General features: G+C 63.4%; 18 protein-coding genes. 11 read left to right on the forward strand and 7 right to left on the reverse strand.

The features are described 5' to 3' along the window. Positions 1-107: 107 nt before the first annotated feature. Together C480_RS11380 and C480_RS11385 are read left to right on the forward strand one after the other, a co-directional pair. Positions 108-380, forward strand: a complete 273-nt coding sequence (locus C480_RS11380) for a hypothetical protein (protein ID WP_006665759.1) — start codon at positions 108-110, stop codon at positions 378-380. Between the two features lie 280 nt (positions 381-660). Beyond that, complete coding sequence (locus C480_RS11385; protein WP_006665760.1) at positions 661-1,905, forward strand: MBL fold metallo-hydrolase; 1,245 nt, start codon at positions 661-663, stop codon at positions 1,903-1,905. A 27-nt stretch (positions 1,906-1,932) separates the two neighbouring features. On the opposite strand, the gene C480_RS11390 is transcribed toward C480_RS11385, so the two are convergent. After that, positions 1,933-3,336, reverse strand: a complete 1,404-nt coding sequence (locus tag C480_RS11390) for a restriction endonuclease (RefSeq protein WP_006665761.1) — start codon at positions 3,334-3,336, stop codon at positions 1,933-1,935. 168 nt (positions 3,337-3,504) lie between these two features. Between C480_RS11390 and C480_RS11395 the strand changes: the two genes are divergently transcribed. Continuing rightward, positions 3,505-4,206, forward strand: coding sequence for a hypothetical protein (locus tag C480_RS11395; protein WP_006665762.1), 702 nt, complete (start codon positions 3,505-3,507; stop codon positions 4,204-4,206). A gap of 18 nt (positions 4,207-4,224) precedes the next feature. On the opposite strand, the gene C480_RS11400 is transcribed toward C480_RS11395, so the two are convergent. The 3 genes from C480_RS11400 to C480_RS11410 all read right to left on the reverse strand — a co-directional run bounded on the left by C480_RS11400 (position 4,225) and on the right by C480_RS11410 (position 6,652). Next, on the reverse strand, positions 4,225-5,463 hold the full coding sequence (locus tag C480_RS11400) for a DHH family phosphoesterase (RefSeq protein WP_006665763.1): 1,239 nt from the start codon (positions 5,461-5,463) through the stop codon (positions 4,225-4,227). A 100-nt stretch (positions 5,464-5,563) separates the two neighbouring features. Beyond that, positions 5,564-6,034, reverse strand: a complete 471-nt coding sequence (locus C480_RS11405) for a universal stress protein (RefSeq protein ID WP_006665764.1) — start codon at positions 6,032-6,034, stop codon at positions 5,564-5,566. A 72-nt stretch (positions 6,035-6,106) separates the two neighbouring features. After that, positions 6,107-6,652, reverse strand: coding sequence for an Lrp/AsnC family transcriptional regulator (locus C480_RS11410; protein ID WP_006665765.1), 546 nt, complete (start codon positions 6,650-6,652; stop codon positions 6,107-6,109). Positions 6,653-6,889: 237 nt separating this feature from the next. Here C480_RS11410 and C480_RS11415 point away from each other — a divergent pair, with 237 nt between their 5' ends. After that, positions 6,890-8,299, forward strand: a complete 1,410-nt coding sequence (locus C480_RS11415; RefSeq protein WP_006665766.1) for an APC family permease — start codon at positions 6,890-6,892, stop codon at positions 8,297-8,299. 78 nt (positions 8,300-8,377) lie between these two features. After that, positions 8,378-8,839 carry a universal stress protein gene (locus tag C480_RS11420; protein ID WP_006665767.1) on the forward strand — a complete coding sequence of 154 codons (462 nt, stop codon included), beginning with the start codon at positions 8,378-8,380 and terminating at the stop codon, positions 8,837-8,839. A 20-nt stretch (positions 8,840-8,859) separates the two neighbouring features. On the opposite strand, the gene C480_RS11425 is transcribed toward C480_RS11420, so the two are convergent. Then, positions 8,860-9,441 (reverse strand): GNAT family N-acetyltransferase, encoded by a 582-nt coding sequence (locus C480_RS11425; RefSeq protein WP_006665768.1) that lies wholly within the window; start codon positions 9,439-9,441, stop codon positions 8,860-8,862. 2 nt (positions 9,442-9,443) lie between these two features. Then, positions 9,444-9,812 carry a universal stress protein gene (locus tag C480_RS11430; protein WP_006665769.1) on the reverse strand — a complete coding sequence of 123 codons (369 nt, stop codon included), beginning with the start codon at positions 9,810-9,812 and terminating at the stop codon, positions 9,444-9,446. Positions 9,813-10,052: 240 nt separating this feature from the next. Between C480_RS11430 and C480_RS11435 the strand changes: the two genes are divergently transcribed. The 6 genes from C480_RS11435 (at position 10,053) to C480_RS11460 (ending at position 17,265) form a co-directional block, all read left to right on the forward strand. Beyond that, a complete protein-coding gene (locus C480_RS11435) occupies positions 10,053-11,534 on the forward strand; it encodes an ATP-binding protein (protein WP_006665770.1) in 1,482 nt (493 codons plus the stop codon). Positions 11,535-11,636: 102 nt separating this feature from the next. Beyond that, positions 11,637-12,122 (forward strand): hypothetical protein, encoded by a 486-nt coding sequence (locus tag C480_RS11440; protein WP_006665771.1) that lies wholly within the window; start codon positions 11,637-11,639, stop codon positions 12,120-12,122. A 93-nt stretch (positions 12,123-12,215) separates the two neighbouring features. Then, a complete protein-coding gene (locus C480_RS11445; protein ID WP_006665772.1) occupies positions 12,216-13,040 on the forward strand; it encodes an MBL fold metallo-hydrolase in 825 nt (274 codons plus the stop codon). Positions 13,041-13,140: 100 nt separating this feature from the next. Continuing rightward, positions 13,141-14,613 (forward strand): ATPase domain-containing protein, encoded by a 1,473-nt coding sequence (locus tag C480_RS11450; RefSeq protein ID WP_049903604.1) that lies wholly within the window; start codon positions 13,141-13,143, stop codon positions 14,611-14,613. An 88-nt stretch (positions 14,614-14,701) separates the two neighbouring features. Beyond that, a complete protein-coding gene (locus tag C480_RS11455) occupies positions 14,702-15,820 on the forward strand; it encodes a sensor histidine kinase (RefSeq protein WP_006665774.1) in 1,119 nt (372 codons plus the stop codon). Positions 15,821-15,966: 146 nt separating this feature from the next. Further along, positions 15,967-17,265 (forward strand): RNB domain-containing ribonuclease, encoded by a 1,299-nt coding sequence (locus C480_RS11460; RefSeq protein WP_006665775.1) that lies wholly within the window; start codon positions 15,967-15,969, stop codon positions 17,263-17,265. Positions 17,266-17,370: 105 nt separating this feature from the next. On the opposite strand, the gene C480_RS11465 is transcribed toward C480_RS11460, so the two are convergent. After that, positions 17,371-17,922, reverse strand: a complete 552-nt coding sequence (locus tag C480_RS11465; protein WP_049903687.1) for a GNAT family N-acetyltransferase — start codon at positions 17,920-17,922, stop codon at positions 17,371-17,373. Between the last annotated feature and the right edge of the window lie 150 nt (positions 17,923-18,072).

Consider the following 18,072-nt stretch of genomic DNA (forward strand, 5'->3'; position numbering starts at 1 on the left):
CAGGAGTGAACCGGAATATGGGTTCGGCTCGTATCGTCATAGATTGGTGCAGTATTGTGGTGGCTATACAAATAATTTGTATAGGTAATACCTAATACCTATAACTTATGCCCGACTCGATGAGTGAAATGCTTCGGCGGGATATGCGGTGTGAGGGCCTGCTGGATTGTTTCCACAACCTCAAAGAAATCGACAAAGACGTGTTCCGACTACTAAACGAAGCCGACGAGCCGCTCACCGTTGACGTAATCGCCGACGAGATCGCCCAGGAGATGCAGCGGATGCTCAACGACTGGTACGCACAAATGGGCCAACTCACCGGTGAATTCAGCGAAAAATACGGCGGCACGTCCAGACAGACGCCGACCGTCGAAAGCTGATCTCTCTATTTTCGAACTCCGACGAGAATGAACGCCTCAGTTCGTGTCGCTTGATGTCGAATTTTGAAGTCGCGATCCCGGAGCGAGGAACTGTCTCTTCGGCAGTAAATCGTTCGTCTATGAGTGGACCTGTTTCTTCAATTCCCTTAGCTGACCAGTCAGCGATAACGAGACGACCACCTGGACGAACGACCCAATCGAGAGTCTCGGGCAGGTCATCAGGAGCGTTTGTTCCGATCAACCGATGGCGTCAAGCGGGCGGAATCGTTACGTGTCGACGATGGATATTCGGTTTCTGGGCGGTGCGGGAGAAGTTGGCCGGAGCGCGATTCTCGTCAACGGCCGACTCCTGCTCGACTACGGAATGAAATCGGAGGACCCGCCGCAGTTCCCGGGCGACGTCGACCCGGAAGCGGTCGTGGCGAGCCACGGCCACCTCGACCACGTGGGAACGATCCCGTCGCTGCTGAGCGGCAGCGCCCGGCCGCCGATCCACTGGACGCCGCCGACGCGCGAGCTCGCACTAACCCTCGCGCGGGACACGTTGAAACTGCACGGGGGCACTCTCCAGTGTCCGTTCACCGAGACGGACGTTCAGCGTGTGACGCAGGTCTCGAAGACCCACGGCTATCGCGAGACGTTCGAGGCCGCTGGCCACGAGGTGACGTTTTTCGACGCCGGTCACATCCCCGGCTCGGCACACGTGCTTGTTGACGACGGGGAGACTCGACTACTCTATACGGGCGATTTCCACACTGACGACCAGCAGTTAGTGTCCGCCACGACCGCCCGCCCCGACGCCGACGTGGTGGTCTGTGAGAGCACCTATTCCGACGTCGAACACGAGGAACGATCGACGGTCGAAAGCCGGTTCGTCGAAAGCGTCGAGCGGACACTCTGGGAGGGCGGCACCGTCGTGATCCCCGCCTTCGCTATCGGACGCACCCAGGAGATGCTACTGATCTGCGAGCGACACGATATTCCCTGCTACGTGGACGGGATGGGAAAACGAATCACGGAGATGCTGCAGCACCACCCAACGTTCGTCCGCGACGCAGACGCGCTTCAGCGGGCGAAATCCCACGCCCGATTCGTCACTGGCCGCGACGGCCAGCGCAAGCGCATTGCGGAGCAGAACACGGCGATTATAACGACCAGCGGGATGCTCCACGGCGGTCCCGCGATGACCTACGTCCCGGCGATCCGCTCGAATCCCGTCAACAAGATCGCCATGACCGGCTACCAGGTCGAGGGAACGCCCGGCCGCGACCTGCTCGACACTGGCAGTGCCGAGATCGACGGCCGGCGGATGCCCGTTAGCGCCCGGGTCCAACAGTTCGACTTCTCCGCCCACGCCGACCGAGCGGGCTTACTCGAGTTCATCGAGTCCTACCGGGACGAGACGATCCTCGTGAATCACGGCGACCGCTGTGCGGACTTCGCAGCGGAGCTCCGTGCCGACGGCTTCGATGCGAGCGCCCCCGAACGCGGCGACCGCTGGTGCTGGTGCTGGTCCGACGCCTGAGAACCCGGACCCGCGCGGTGACCCCACTCACAGGACGCCGACCGAACTCCCGACGACGATGCAGGCGACCAAGAGCGCAAGCACGCTTCCCACAGCCAGGGGAACGTTCTCCATGGCCTTCTCGTGAACCGCCATCGCCGCATACTCCTCGCGGAACGCCTCCCGATTCGCCTCGTCGTAGAAGTACTTCCGGCGCAGCGCGAACCGTTCGGTGACCGCACAGCCGGTACAGACCGGCTCGTGCTCGACTCGCTCCGTCTCGATGTGGTCGTCGCAGTTGATGCTGCCGCAGTTCGCACAGTACGTGTAGGTCGCGTCGATGCCGTCCGCCCCACAGTGGACGCACTCCCGGAAGTCGTTCCTGGTCGTCGACCGTGCCGACCCGGCCGCGTCGAACTCGTAGCGATACGCGTACTCCCCGAGTTCGACGCGCGAGTGAACTCGCGGGAGGTAGATGGGGTCGATCGACCGGATCGACACGTCCGAGCGCGAGGGCGTGCAGGTTTTCTCGTAGTCGACGTTGTTGTCGCCGGTGTAGTGAACCGTCGTCGTGTGGGCCTGTCGGAGCCGGTCGACCGCCCACTCTTTGTACGCCGTTTCGGTTCGGCCGAATCGCTCGCGCTCGACCGCGTCGACGGCCGCGTCGACGGCCGCGTCGACGGCCGCGTCGACGGCCGCGTCGAGTTCAGTCCGGCGATCCTCGAGATCGATGCGCGGTGCGGCCCGGTTCGTGACGAGGGCGCTGCGCTCGCCGCGTGCGACGCGCGGCTCGTCGTCGGCGGCGTGGACGACTAGTTCGGTCGTCTCGTTCAGACTGTGGATAACGCCGACCGACGTTTCGAAGGTGGCGCTCGTGCTGGCCGAGATGGAGACCATCGGCTGAAACGTGACGCTCGTCTCGGGCGTCGGAATCGTGGCGGGGTCGATGTTCTCGATCTCGCGGACGACGTCGAAGACGGGCGCTGCAGGGCCCGTGTTGGGAGGGAACGGGGCGAGTGCCTCGTCGCAGAGGATCTCGATGCGGCCGTTGTAGAGGTCCATCCCGATCTCCTCGCCGATTTCGCGCAGGTCCGTACCGTCGACGAGTTCGACGCCCCCGTCGCTCTCGGTGCCGAGTTCCTGCGCGTACTCTCGGGCCGGGCCGGTGAACCGCCCCGTCGTCGCGACCATGCCTCGTTTCGGGCCGCCGTAGTCGTAGGTCGCGACCGCGGAGTGGAGTTTTTGGACGACGGGGCGGCTGACGGTATCGGTGTGCTTGCACTCGACGACGACCGCGCGCCGTCGGCCGTCGACGACCTCCTCCATCAGAATGTCCCGTCCTTCGTCCGCCGTCCGTGCTGACTGGCTGACGTTCTCGTAGCCGCGGTGACGGAACACGTCGACCATCAGATCCTCGAACTCGTAACCGGAGAGGTCGTCTAGGAGTGCCATCGCAGATAGCGAGTCTTTCCGTGGCGGTGCCGACAGTCTTTCGGCCGCGACCGTCGGTCCGGCGGGTCGGTCGTGCCGGGATCGACGCTGAACTCGACCGGTTGTCGTCCGCTCGGCGGCCGCCTGTAAGGTGCAGCCTTTTCCCCGCGGGCGAGGTACGCACGACACATGAGTTCCGTCGAAACCCCACACGAGACGGCGCGGGGATTCGGCCTCTCGGGCCGAGAGGTGCGCGTCATCGGCGGTGCGAGCGTGCTGATGGCGATCAACGTCGCGTTGATGTACGCCTTCGTGGCGACGCCGCTCGCTGTCGTCAACGACTACCTGTTCGGCATCGCGCCGATTCTCGGCGTGGTCGTCTACGGTGCGGCGATCACCGGCGGCCAGCTCGTCGCGGAACGCGGCGTCACCAATGGCGACACGGGAATCGCGTTCGTCGGAATGGTTCTCCTGCAACTCGCGTTCGGCGTCTTCGGGGCCGGCGTCCTCTCGGTCGCCCCTGCAGACGCACAACTTCAGATTCTCGGACTGACGGCGGTCGTCGTCGCCGTCGTCACGGCGCTGATCTCGGGGTACGTCTACGCGCGCAGTACGACCTTCGAGCACTGGGGCAAGTTCGCCAACTTCGCGTTCCTCGGTGGCATCGGCGTCATCGCAATCGGAAGTTTCGTCCTTCCGGAGTTGCTGCTCGTCGGCTTCGTGCTGGTATTCCTGGGCTTTCTGCTTCGACTCGGCTACGAAATCTGGCAGGTCAGGGACAACCGGAACGCCTCAATCGGCCTGCAGACGATCGGCGTCTACATCGCCGTGGCCGGCGTCTTCGTCCACGTGCTCCAGCTCGTGTTGCGGTACGTGCTCTCCCAGGAGTAGCGGGTCGTCGCGTTCACCCTATTCGTCGTCTCCCTCGTTGGCTTCCTCAGTGACGACGGTCCGGAACGCATCGAGGATCACCTGTTTCGTCACCGCACCGCGAGACGTCCAGTGGGTCGCGTAATCGAGCATGTCGTCGTAGATATCGGGCTTACAGCCCGCCGCCTTCGGGTGGCCGCCGCCGTTTACCTTCCCCGCAACCTCGTGGCAGCGGTCGAACTCGTCCGTGCCGCGGATCGACGCGGAGCCGGCGGGCTTGACGATCACCGACGCGTCGGCTCCGTCCTCGCGCATCGCCTCGGCCACCTCGTTCTGCGAACACCGACCGTAGGTGATCCCGACCGTGTAGCCGCCGATCTCGCGGAACTCGGCCCGCCCGAGCGCCTGCTCGATCAGTTGTTCCTTTTCGACCCGCCGCTCCGCGATGAACTCCTCGACCCAGGCGGGCAGGTCGACGCCGAACTCGCGGACGACCTCCACGTACTCCGCCGGATCGGTCCAGTAGGCGTAGTCCGCCAGATCGTCGCTGCGCGGATCCTCGCGCAACCAGAGGTCGTGATCCCGCGTCACCGCCGCGAGTTCTTCGTACATCTGGTCGAACTCGAACTCGAGCGAGCGGTAGACCACGTCGGCGGTACACTCCTCGTCGGAGTCGCCGACGACGAGTTCAGCGCCGGCCTCTCGCACGGCCGCGGCTACGTCGTCGTCCCACTGGTGGTGGTCGTACCAGGCGACGCTGTCGGCGGTTTCGAGCGCGGCATCGAGTTCGGCCTCGACGTACTCGTAGCGGTCGGGACAGAGGTCGCAGACGAAGAGGTCGATGCCGTCGGGGCCGAACTGGGCGACGCGGGCGAGTGCGTCCTCGACGTTGTGGGGGCTGGCGGGGACGAGCGCGACGGAGTGAGGTGTTGGCTCGGGTTCCTCGAGCGGTTTGTCGGCGTCCCCGGTGGCGAGTGCGATGTTTGCTTCGTCGGCGTCGTCGACCGCGTCCGCGACCTCGCCGTCGTCGTTCCCCCCGGGGTCCGGTTCCGGGACGGCCTGCACGTCGTCGTAGGCTTCTCGAATCAGCGCGACGCAGGCGAGGCCGTCGGCGTCGGGGTCCGCGATAACGGCGGCGTCGGCTCCCTCGAGTACGGCTTCGATCTGTTCGTCTTCGATGTCCTCCTCGAGTTCGTCGGGGAGGAAGAAGCCGGTGCCCGGCAGGACCGACTTGCGGGCGAGCGGGAGGTCGCCGCTGTCGATGAGTTCGTCGTACATGGCGACTAGTCGGATGTGAAGGGGGAAGTACTCGCTGGTCTCCGGTGGCCCGTCGGGGGCTGGATGCGGAGACGGATTGTGACGTGACAGTGACGGGCGCTCAGACGGGGGCCGTCGACTCGTCCGCGTCCTCGTCGGGCTGTTGCATGGATTCGAGCTGTCGCACCGTCAGCACCGGAACCGGCGAGGTGCGGACGATTCGTTCGGCGACGCTGCCGAGTAACAGCCGGTTCTCGCCGTGACGACCGCGCGTGCCGGTCGCGACGACGTCGGCGTCGACCTCGCGGGCGTACTCGCAGATTTCGACTGCCGGACGTCCCTCCCGAGTTGCGGTCGTGACCGCGTGGTCTGCGTGGTTCTCGACGGTCGCGAGCGCGGCGTCGGCGGTCGTCTCCAGCGCGGTCCGGAGTTCGTCCCGAAGTTGCTGTGGGGAGGCGTCGACTTCGCTGGCGTCGACGACCGAGAGGGCGTGGACTTCGGCGTCGAACCGGTCCGCGAGGTCGAGCGCAACGTCGACGGCCCGCGTGACGCTGTCGGAGCCGTCCGTAGCGACGACGACGGTATCGAACATGGCCGGTGGTTGGACGGCGGCCGGTATAAAGTCACGGCCCCCGACCAATTCTCCGTTCGCACCCCTGCGGCGTCACTCGGCGGTATCGTCGTCGAGTTCGGCGTCGGTGAGCGCGTTCACGAGCGTCTCGTACTCGAAGTCGTTGACCGCCAGGGGCTCGTCTTTGAGCGTCGTGATGACGAACTTCGAACTCGTGCGGCGGATCTCGTCGATGGCCTCGTAGTCGGCGACGAGCGACTCGACCATCTGCCGGTTCGGAACGTGGGCGATGACGACGAAGTCCGTCTCGCCCATCGTGAAGTAGACCTGGTTGACGCCTTCGATGGCGGTGAGTTTCTCGCCGACCGTCTGGTGATACCCCTCGTCGAAGGTCGCCCAGATTTCGGAGACGAGCGTGATCGACAGCCCCAGTTTCTCGAGGTTCATGTCGTAGCGGTCGTTCTCGAGCACGCCGGCCTCTTGCAACTGATCGAGTCGGTAGTGGACCGTCGATTTCGGAATGCCGGTCTCCTGATGGATCTTGTCGGGACTGGTGACGCCCGTCGATGCGACGGCCTTGAGAATTCGAACGTCCTTTTCGTCGAGATCGACCGTATCGCGTCCTGTGTCATCGCTCATTGTAGGTTCCTCCCGTGTCCGTCCTCCCGGGACGACACTGGTCTCTCTCTACTCTGTCTGCGCAACTGCTGTAATTGTTTCTCTCGCTGGCAATGAACGCAGAACGAGTTCACTGCACGATAGATCGAATCGATGGTTTTGGTTGTCTATGGTCTCTTTCTCACATAGAATGTAGAACGATGTCTAATAACGCCAGTAGCGATAGAATTTTATGCAATTGATCTTATTGGCACGTGTATGTCAGACACTACCGAAACCGGACTCGCGCGCACGCTGTCCAAACGGGATACGTTAGTCCTCGCGTTCGGGGCCATGATCGGCTGGGGCTGGATCATCCTCTCGGGCACGTGGATCGACCAGGGCGGCCCCCTCGGCGCGATCGTCGCCTTCGTCATCGGCGGCGTCATGGTCGGCGTCGTCGCCATCCTCTACGGTGAACTCGCCTCCGCGATGCCGCTCGTCGGCGGCGAACACGTCTACAGTTTACGTGCGCTCGGACCCCTCGGGGCGTTCGTCTGTACGTGGGCGATCGTCTTCGGCTACGTCACCGTCGTCGCCTTCGAAGCCGTCGCCTTGCCCTCCGCGATGGCCTTTCTCGTCCCCGGCTTCGACGCGATCGAACTCTGGTCGGTCGCCGGCGACCCCGTCTACGGCACCTGGATCCTCGTTGGCGTCCTCGGCACCGTCTTCATCACGGCCCTGAACTACGTCGGCATCCGCCCCGCTGTCCAGTTCCAGATCATCATGACCCTCGTGATCGCGCTCGCCGGTGCCGTCCTCATCGCCGGCGCGATCGGCAACGGCTCTCCCTCCCCCGACCCCGCGTTCACCGCCGGCACCGCCGGCATCTTCGCCGTCATCCTCCAGACGCCGTTCATGTTCGTCGGCTTCGATGTCATCCCCCAATCGGCCGAAGAAGCCGACGTTTCCCCGCGCTCGCTCGGCCTCCTCGTCATCGCCGCCGTCGGCCTGGCGACGCTGTTTTACATCGCCGTCATCTGGGGTGCCAGCCGCGCCCTTCCCGGCGCTGAACTCGTCGATAGTACGCTCCCGGCCGCCGAAGCGATGGCTGCACTGTTCAACAGTCAGACGATCGGACAGCTCATGGCGCTCGCCGGCGTTGCGGGCATCCTCACCAGCTGGAACGCCTTCATCATCGGCGGCAGCCGCGCCATCTTCGCGCTCGCCGAGAGCGGAATGCTCCCGGAACCGTTCGCGAAGATCCACCCCGAGTACAACACGCCGAGTAACGCGATCCTCTTCATCGGCGGCCTCTCCGCGCTCGCACCGCTGTTCGGCGAGCAGATGCTCACCTGGGTCGTCAACGCCGGCGGACTCGGCATCGTCGTCGCCTGGCTCCTCGTCGCCGTCTCCTTCCTCGTTCTGCGCTTCCGCGAACCCGACATGAACCGCCCGTACGAGGTCCCGGGCGGCACGGCCGTTGGGCTCCTCGGACTGGGACTAACCGTCTTCTTCGTCTACCTCTACTTACCCGGCGGTCAATCCGCGCTGCTGTGGCCCTACGAGTGGGCGATCGTCCTGCTCTGGTGCGTACTCGGAGCCGCCTTCTACGCCGTTTCCGAAGGCCACTCCGAGGAACACGAACAGGCCGCACTCGATCGCATCGAGCAGTTGCAAGACGGCTGATCGCCCGCCGAACGAATCGGTTCTACCAGCCTGCTACCGGGCCGAGCCTTTTTGTCGACTGCGCTCACATCTCCCCGCATGGACGACAGCGAGCCGTTTGCCGTCGATACCGTTCTCGCTCCCGTCGACGGCAGCGACGAATCCGCGACCGCCGTCGAGTACGCCGTCGCCATCGCAAACCGCTACGACGCCTCCGTCCACGTCCTGTACATCCTCGGTCGGGGGGTTATCCGCGGAATGGACGCCGGCACCGTCGACGAAACCGAGGTCGCAGACAGCAGCCAGGGCTTTCTCGAAGACATCCAGTCGATCGCCGCCGATGGCGATGTCCCCCTCTCGACATCGATCGACGACGGCTTCTCACAGACCCGGAAGACGCGACACCCGGGGAACGTCGTTCTCGACACTGCAGACGATATCGACGCCGACTTCATCGTCCTGCCGCGCGAACCCGTGACCGACACCGCATCCGCCGAAGTGCTCGAAAAAGTCGCCGAGTACGTCCTTTCCTACGCGAGCCAGCCGGTGCTCTCCGTCTGAGCCGCACGTTTCAGGAGAGATTATCCGCTCCCGTCCTCGCCCTCCAGCACGATCGCCATCTCCTGCTCGAAACTCTCCGACCCCGTCGCCTCGAATCCGACCCGCTCGTAGAGCGCAATCGCCGGATTGTTCCACCGCTCGACGGTCAACCAGACCCGCTCGATACCCACGTCGCTCGCGTGCCCGAGCAGATGCTCCAGTAGCTGCGTCCCGATCCCCGCCCGCTGGTACGCCTGCAGGACGAAAATCGCGAGTTCCCATTCGATCTCGTTTCGCTCTTCGATCGCCGCCGGTTCGTCCACGTCCGGCACGAGCGTCGCGTGGGCAATGACGGCCCCATCGTGGCGCGCAATCACGTTGACGCTCTCCTCGGCGATCGTTTCGAGCCAGTCCCGAATCCGCTCTTCTCCCGTGGGCGGAATCCCCTGCGCTCGATCGCTCGGATCGAACTCGTCGTACATCGCGACGACGTCCTCGAGTTCAGTCGTCAGATCGTCGGCGGCCCGGATCTCGATCGGGCGGCCCTCTCGGTCGTCGATCGTCGTCGGTGGCGACGGAAACGGTCCCGAGCGGTCGTCGGGGTAGATTCGCGTCGGCTCCATTGTTATCGCACCAGTTTGACCGTCGTCGGCGAGTTCAGCAGGACGAACTCGGTGATCGGGCCGAGTTGAATTTTTCCCATCGGGCTGAGGGTGCCGCCGCCGATGACGAGTTGGTCGAACTCGCCCTGTTCCGTGTAGTCGACGAGGGCGCTGCCGGGGTCTCCTTCGAGCCGGACGAGTTCGGCGTCGATGTCGGCCTCGGTGAGTAGTGTGTCGGCCTGCTCGTACATTTCGTCCTGACTGCGTTTGGCCTCGGGTTTCTCGAGGATGGCGACGGTGAGGTCGTCGCCGACGGCCTGTGTTCGGTCGATCGTTTGGCGGAGCGTTTTGATCGATTCGTCGCTGCCGCCGAGTCCCACGAGTACGTCCATACGGATGGGTGTGGGCCGGGGGACGAAAGTCGTTGTGCCGGGTCGCGGTCCGAGAGCTGAAAGACGTGTGACGATGTAGCTGTCGCGAGGTCGTTTCCCGGCGAGCGGTAGCGCCGCACGCTGCGACGAGAGGGGTCGTCGCGTTCTGGGGAAAGTCTCTGATGGGGACTGTCGTGTGCCCGGGTACGTGACGATTGCGTGACGACGCTGTTAAGAGCGTGTGGTGAATACGATGACCGAATGAGTAATGCGGCGCTCGATGTCGTGGAGTTTCTGCTCACGACGAGCGTGTATTCGGACGACAGGACGCTTGACGAGAACGATCTTCCGCCGTCGTTCCGCCGGGTATTCTGGACCGGTGGCGTCGATGAGAGCGGTGACGGCGAGGAGAGCGGCGACGATGGTACCGGCGGCGCTGGCGGGAGCGGGAGTGCGAACGCCGGTCGCCGCCACGCCGGGATTCGTCGACCGCTCTCGGCGACGAATAGTACCGCGCGCGAGGCGACGGGCGTCGACCGACCGTGGGATGCCGTCTCCGAGTTGATGTTCACCGAGCGCGACGAGTTCTCCGGCTCGATTTCGCTCACTCAGCAGGAGATGGCCGAATCGTGGTTCGCAGAGCGCGTCGAGACGGAGCGATTGCAAGAGAACCCGACGTTGGCGAAGCACTTCGAGGATCACGAGGCGTTCGACGGCGAAGTGAGCCACGAAGAAGCCAGGGAACGGAACCGACCGATTCAGGCGGATCGGGTCTGGATCGACAGCCTGCTCGAGGAGTACTTCGACGACGAGGACGACGAGGACATGCTCGACCTCGTCGACGTACGCGCACCCGAAGAGGTCGATGTGACGCTCGACGACCTGGTCCTCACCGGGGATCAGGAGGCCGAAATCGACAAGATTTCGAAGGCGATCGAACACCGGGATTACCTCGCCGAGATCGGCCTTCGAGAGATCGGCAAGTTGCTGTTCGTCGGCCCGCCGGGAACTGGCAAGACCTCGACTGCACAGGCGCTGGCGCGGGATATGGACCTGCCGTTCGTCGAGGTCAAACTCTCGATGATCACGTCCCAGTACCTGGGCGAGACGGCCAAAAACGTCGACAAGACCTTCGAGGTAGCAAAGCGCCTCTCGCCGTGTATCCTCTTTATCGACGAGTTCGACTTCGTGGCCAAGACTCGCCGCAGCGACGAGCACGCGGCGCTCAAGCGCGCCGTCAATACGTTGCTCAAGAGCATCGACAACATTTCGCTGATCGAGGACGACGTGTTGTTGATCGGGGCGACGAACCACCCCGACCAACTGGACGACGCGGCCTGGCGGCGCTTCGACGAGATCATCAACTTCCCGAAGCCGGACTACGGCATGCGCGCGGACATTCTGCAGGTTATCACGCGCACGATGGACATCGAGGAGTTCGATCCGCAACTCATCGCCGAGTCGACGCAGGGGCTGACCGGCAGCGACCTCCGGATGGTGCTTCGCGAGGCGGTGCTCGAGGCGTTGACCGAGGACCGGACGACGCTGACCCAGGAGGACCTCCTCAACGCGGTCGAGGAGTTCGAAGAGCGGGATAATCTGAAGAACATGGACATGATCGAGGGCGACCACGACGCGCTCGTCGCGGGTGGCGATATCGGAAAGGCGAGTGACGGCGGGCACGATCATGATCACGACCACGACGACCACGACCACGATCACGACCACGATCACGACCACTAATCGGCCGTCTGACACTCGTTTCGTCGACTGCGCGTGAGAGTCCGAGAGTCGGCAACGGCTGCGGGGAACAGCCTTTATGCGATGGCTTCGAATGTGCAGGCGATGACCGATGATGGGTTGCCTTTTGAGACCGCCGAGACTACTCAGACTTCCCAAACTTCCCAGACTGCCCAGACTGCCCAACGGACACCAACCGGACAGGACACACAGCCCGGGAAAGCCGCACGAACTGACGATCCGATCGAGCGCATCGCCGCCCGCGTTCGAACCGAGTTCAGCGAGTCGATTCGTCGCCTCATCGCGTTCGGCCCGGCCGTCCGCGGTGACAGTACCCTCCAGACGGAAGCCGATTTGCTCGTCGGTATCGAGGACGACGAGGTGGCGACAGGAGCAGACGAGGAGACGGACTGCGAGCGCGCACTCACTGAACTCGCACACGATGTCGCGCTCGAACACGAGATCGTTCTCACGGTACACGTTCTGCCGATCGAACGGTTCGAAGCGAACGAAGACCATCCGTTCATCGAACGGGCCATCGCGGAGGGGACCGAGTTCATCTCGCCGACTCCGGAGAGCAACGAGCGGTAACTCGCCGCGTTGCCTCGGCGGTTGTAGTCTCGGCTCGCTCTCGAGGACAAGCACGCCCGCGACCACAGCCGTGCCACCCGAGGGGAACCGCTGATGCGCGTCACCCTCCTCGGAACCGGCGATACCACCGGCACGCCGACCGTGGGTTGCGACTGTGATACGTGCGAGGCCGCCCGAGAGCGCGGCGTCGAGCGAACCCGCTTTTCGGTCCACGTCGAGAACGAGCGCACCGGCGAGGCGCTGCTCGTCGATTTTAGTCCCGACTTTCGCTACCAGTTCCTTCGCGAGTCCGTTCCGCTTCCCGACGCCGCCATCATCACCCACATCCACTTCGACCACCTCGACGGCCTCGGCAACGTCTTTCGCGTACTCGATGAACTCGACGTGTACGCGGCAAACGAGACGGACCCGCAGACGGGCGAGAGCGTCGCGGAAACGGTGGCCAACGACTACGACTACCTCGATCCCATCACGGTCGTTCCGACGACGCCGCTCGAATCCGTCCGGATCTGCGGGTTCGACGTGACGCTCGTTCCGGTGGACCATCCCCCGCTGATCTGTTACGGACTCGCCATCGAGGATCCGGAAACCGGTGCGAAACTATCACTGTCGGGGGATACGAGCTACGCCGTCCCCGACCGCTCGCGCGAGGTTCTCGCCGAGCCGGACTTGCTCCTCGCAGACGCCATCGTTCCTGCGGCGCTTTGTGATGCACATCCGATCGGCGGCCGACACGAGAACGACGACGGCGTGGCCCGCACGTTCGGGACGAAACATATGACCCGCGAGGGGGCGCTGGCGCTCGCCGACGAACTAAACGCGACACGAACTCGCCTGGTCCACCTCGCACACTTCTATCCGGAAGCCGAGGCCTTCGAGGAGCCATTGGCGCTTGACGGCGAAATCTACACGCTGTAACGCCTGCTAGTTGTTGGTTGCTTCCACGCCACATGATAAAGCGGCCGGTAACGTGACGCAAGCCAGTTATTAATGGTTGGCAAGTGCATTCAACGCTCACATGGAACATCGTGCTCCCCCATTGAGTAGCGGGGTCACTGGACTCGACGATATCCTTCATGGCGGGTTCGTTCCTGGCCGCATGTATCTCGTTCACGGCCAACCCGGCACCGGGAAGACGCTCCTCGGAATGCACTTTCTTCAGGAGGGGCTGACCAACGACGAAACGGTGCTTTTCATTCACGGCGAAGAGTCCCAAGACGAGATCCGCATGAACGGCGACGCGGTCGATATCGACGTCTCCGGCGCGGAGTTTCTCGATCTGGGACCCGACTCCGAGTTCTTCACCGAAGACTACTCCTACGACCTGGTCGATCCGAGCGACATCGAACAGGATCGCTACACGCAGGACATCCACGAGGCGATCCGCGAAATCGATCCCGATCGGGTCGTCGTCGATCCGATCACACAGCTTCGGTACGTCGAAGCCAACGACTACCAGTTCCGAAAGCGCATTCTCGCGTTTATGCGCTTTCTCAAACAGCGCGAGATCACCGTTCTCACGACTGCAACGCCTTCGACGGAACAGGAGTACGATACCGAAATCCGCTCGCTCAGCGACGGCATCATCGAACTCACGCGAGGCGACGGCGGCCGCCGAATCAAGGTCGCAAAACACCGAGCGCTCGGGCAGCGAAAGGGCGACCACGCGATGGAAATCCGCGGAAACGGGATCGAAGTGTTCCCGCAACTGGTCCCCGACCGCCACGAACACCCCCTCGAATCGAACCACCTCGAGTTCGGTATCCCCGGCCTCGATGAACTCTCCGGCGGCGGGTTCGATCAGCGCACCGTGACGTTCATCAGCGGTCCGACCGGTGCCGGCAAGACCTCGACCGGCACACAATTGCTCACGCAAGCGGCGGCGAACGGACTGAACTCCGCCGTCTATCTCTTCGAAGAGGACATAGAGACGTACCAACACCGCTCGGAGTCAATCGGGATGCCGGTCACCGAAATGCGTGATAACGACCTCTTTTCGGTGACCGAAATCGAGCCGCGAACGCTCTCGGGCGAGGAGTTCGCCCACATGGTCAAAGACGAAATCGACGAGCGGGAAACCGACATCGTGATGATCGACGGCCTCGACGGCTACACGACCTCGATTCAAGGGAACGAGGAGAATCTGGTCAGAAAGCTCCACGCGCTGACCCGGTACCTGAAAAACCGCGGGATAACGGTGTTGGTGACGAACGAAATTTCGCAGATCACCGGCATCTCGAACGCGACGAGTAACAACCTGAGCTACGTCGCGGACAATCTCCTGTTCCTGAGCTACGTCGAGATGGACGGCAGCCTCCAGAAAGTCATCGGGATCTTGAAGAAACGCTCCGGCAACTTCGAGCCCAACCTCCGCGAGTTCGAAATCACGTCCGATGGAATCCGCGTCGGCGATCCGCTGACCGGACTCCACGGTATTCTTCAGGGCGTCCCTCGATCCGGCGGACCAACGGATCTCTCCCGATACGAATGACACGACGACAGGAACTCGCCCGCGATTGTGGTCGCAGTCGGACGCTGTCCAGTCGTGTGTGTCCAGGCTCTCACACCGGTGATCGTGCATGGCGCTGAATCCACACGATCAGCAACCGACAACGAGCACGGTCCAGTTACTCATCGAGGAGACGGGCAACCGCGCCGCGCTCCGGAAACTCCTCGAGGATCACTACGAGATCCGCACGACGCAATCGATCGGCAAGGCCGACCTCTATCTCGTCGACGACCACACGTTTCCCGAGTATCACACCGCCCTCCAGGAGCGCGTCGACCGAAGCGATCCCGTCTTCTGTCCCGTCGTCCTCATCCGCCGAGCCGACAGAAACCCCCACGTCTCGCTGCCGGACCTCCACGAGCGCGAGCCGCCCTACCTCGTGGACGACATCGTCGACGCACCGATCGACCGGTCGCTGCTCGTGCGCCGACTGAACTCGTTGCTCGTCCGCCGCGAGCAGTCGAAGGATCTGCTCCATTACATCTCACAGCTCGAGGCCTCGAACCAGTCCCTCGAGCAGTTCGCCTACGCGGCTTCCCACGACCTGCAGGAACCGCTGCGGATGGTCTCGAGCTATCTCCAACTCATCGAACAACGCTACGGGGACACGTTCGACGAGGACGGCGAGGAGTTCCTCGAGTTCGCCATCGACGGCGCGGATCGCATGCGGAGCATGATCGACGCCTTGCTCGAGTACTCGCGGATCGATACGGAGGGGAATCCCCTGACGCCGACCGAACTGGACGACGTGCTCGCAGACGTCCGCCAGGACCTCCGGATGATGATCGGCGAGCACGAGGCCACTATCGAAGCCGAATCGCTGCCTCGGGTGCAAGGCGATGCCGATCAGCTGCGGCAACTGTTTCAGAATTTGCTATCGAACGCGATCGAGTACAGCGGCGAGGAGCGCCCGGAGATCACGATTACCGCCGAGAAAACGGCGGAGGGTGCAGAATGGAAACTCTCCGTTCACGACGAGGGGATCGGAATCGATCCGGACGATCAGGAGCGGATCTTCGAGGTGTTCCAGCGGCTCCACAGCCACGAGGAGCGCTCCGGTACCGGCATCGGACTCGCCCTCTGTAAGCGTATCGTCGAGCGACACGACGGGCGCATCTGGGTCGAATCCGCCCCCGGCGAGGGAGCGACGTTCTCCTTTACGCTTCCGGCGGTGACTGACTCCGTGTGAAGGCCGTCGGCAGTGACACCGTCGCTGAACTCGCCTCTCATGCCCCTGTATCGTCTTCGCTACTGCAGCCGTCGCTATCACTGTTGCAATTCTCGCGCGATGTCAATCCCGACACGACTTTCACCCTTACGTCCGTAGGCCACGTCATGAGCGACGACGCACAGGCCGAAGCCGGCACGGCCGAAGGGCAAGGTCCCGTCGAAATCTCCGAGGACCTCGCCCGCCATCTCGACAACAAGCGCGACGAACTCTTCGAGAAGTTCGAGATCCGCGACGAGTTCCCGGCGGCGGTGCTCGACGAGGCCGAGGCCAGAACCGAGGACGTTCAGGCCGAAATCGAAGACGAGATCGAGGACCGCACGGATCTGCGCGATCTGACGACCTGGACGACGGACCCGATCGACGCCCAGGACTTCGACGACGCGATCTCGATCGAAGAACGCGAGGACGAGTACGTCCTCTGGGTGCACATCGCGGACGTGACTCACTACGTCCACCCCGAATCGGCGATGTGGGAGGAGGCCGTCGAACGCAGCAACACGGTCTACCTGCCCGGCTACACGATCCATATGCTACCGCCGGTGCTCGCCGAAACCGTTTGCTCGCTCGTCCCCAACGAGGAGCGACTCGCCCACACCGTCGAGATGCACCTCGACAAGGAGCATCTGGGCTACGAGAACATCGAGATCTACAAGTCCGTCATCGAGTCGGACGAACGTCTCACCTACTCCCAGGCCGAGAACCGCCTCGACGATCCCGACGCCCCGTTGCACGAGGAAAACAAACTCGTCCACGAACTCGCCGATCGGATGCACGAACAGCGCAAGGAAGACGGCTCGCTGGTCCTCAACCCCTCCCGCGACCGCGCTCACACGATCATCGAGGAGTGCATGCTGAAGGCCAACAAGGCCGTGACGCACACGCTGATGTGGGACCGCGGCGTCGAGGCGATGTACCGCGTCCACCCCCAGCCCAGTCCCGACGAGTGGTCCGAAGCCCTCCGCGAGATCCAGGACCTAGACGGCGTTTCGATCCCCGGCGATACCTGGGACGATCCCCGGAAGGCGGTTAACGCCACTCTGGAGGAAGCGCCCGGCCGCCAGCTCGACAAGATCCAGTGGGCCGTGATGAAGGTCATGCCCCGCGCGAAGTACATGAACGATCCCTTCGGCGGCCACCACGCGTTGAACTTCGAAATCTACGGCCACTTCACCAGTCCCATCCGCCGCCTCTCGGACCTGATCAACCACTGGATCGTCTACCAGAACGACGTGCCCGAGAACCTGATCGAACTCTGCGACCGCGCGAGCGACAAACAAAAAGACGCCGAACAGTGCGAACGGGAGTACAAACAGTTCCTCCAGGAAGTCGGCCTCGATCCGATGGCGGTCAACAACCGCGGTGTCGAAGTCGTAGACGAGAGCGAGGCCGAGAAGACGCTGTAGATCGAACTCGAAACCGAGACCGAGATCAGGTCGAAACCGAGACCACAGCCGAAACCGAGACCACAGCCGAAACCGAGCCGATTCCGAACTTGGCCACCCCCGAGTTCACAACTGCTTCTCGTAGACGAACTCCTCGAGTTCACCAGGTCCGTCGACTCCTTCGAGATCCGACACCTGCGTTGCCACCCGATCGAATCCTCGGGATTCGTAGAACGAGACGCCGACGTCGTTGTCCGCGAGAACGGTTAGTCGGAGGCGCTCGCAGGTCGCCCGCAGGTCGGCTTCGACGCGTTCCAGAAGGGCTGTTCCGACGCCCTCGCCCCAGACGGGTGGCCGCGCGTACAGTCGGGCCAGGGACGCGACTGGGGGCTCGTCCGGGTGGCTGCCGGCGTGAGCGAATCCGACGGCGTCAGCTGTCTCGCGGTCGCTCGCGTGTGCGTCGCCGGCGGGCACGGCCAGCAGGAAGCGTTCGTCGTCCCGGTCGCTCGCGGTGGCAATCGACTCCTCGAGTTCGTCGAGCGCGTACCACTCGTCGATCATCCGTTCCACTTGCGCCGAGCCGAGGAACTCGTCGTAGGCGGCGTGCCAACTCTCGCGGGCGATTTCGCGAACGGTCGGCGCAGCTGTCGGCGTCGCCTGCCGAGCGATCCAGTCCATGCGCGACCATCTGCGCTCTCCGATAAAATCGTTCGCCCGTCCGGTTCGGACGCGTGCCGACTCGAATTCGAGATTCGATTCGTCCTGAACGCGTGCGCCGACGCCGAAGAGCACCGCAATCAGGCCGGTGATGACGCCGAAGCCCGACAC

Source organism: Natrialba aegyptia DSM 13077, from assembly GCF_000337535.1.
In the GTDB taxonomy this organism is placed as follows: Archaea; Halobacteriota; Halobacteria; order Halobacteriales; family Natrialbaceae; genus Natrialba; species Natrialba aegyptia.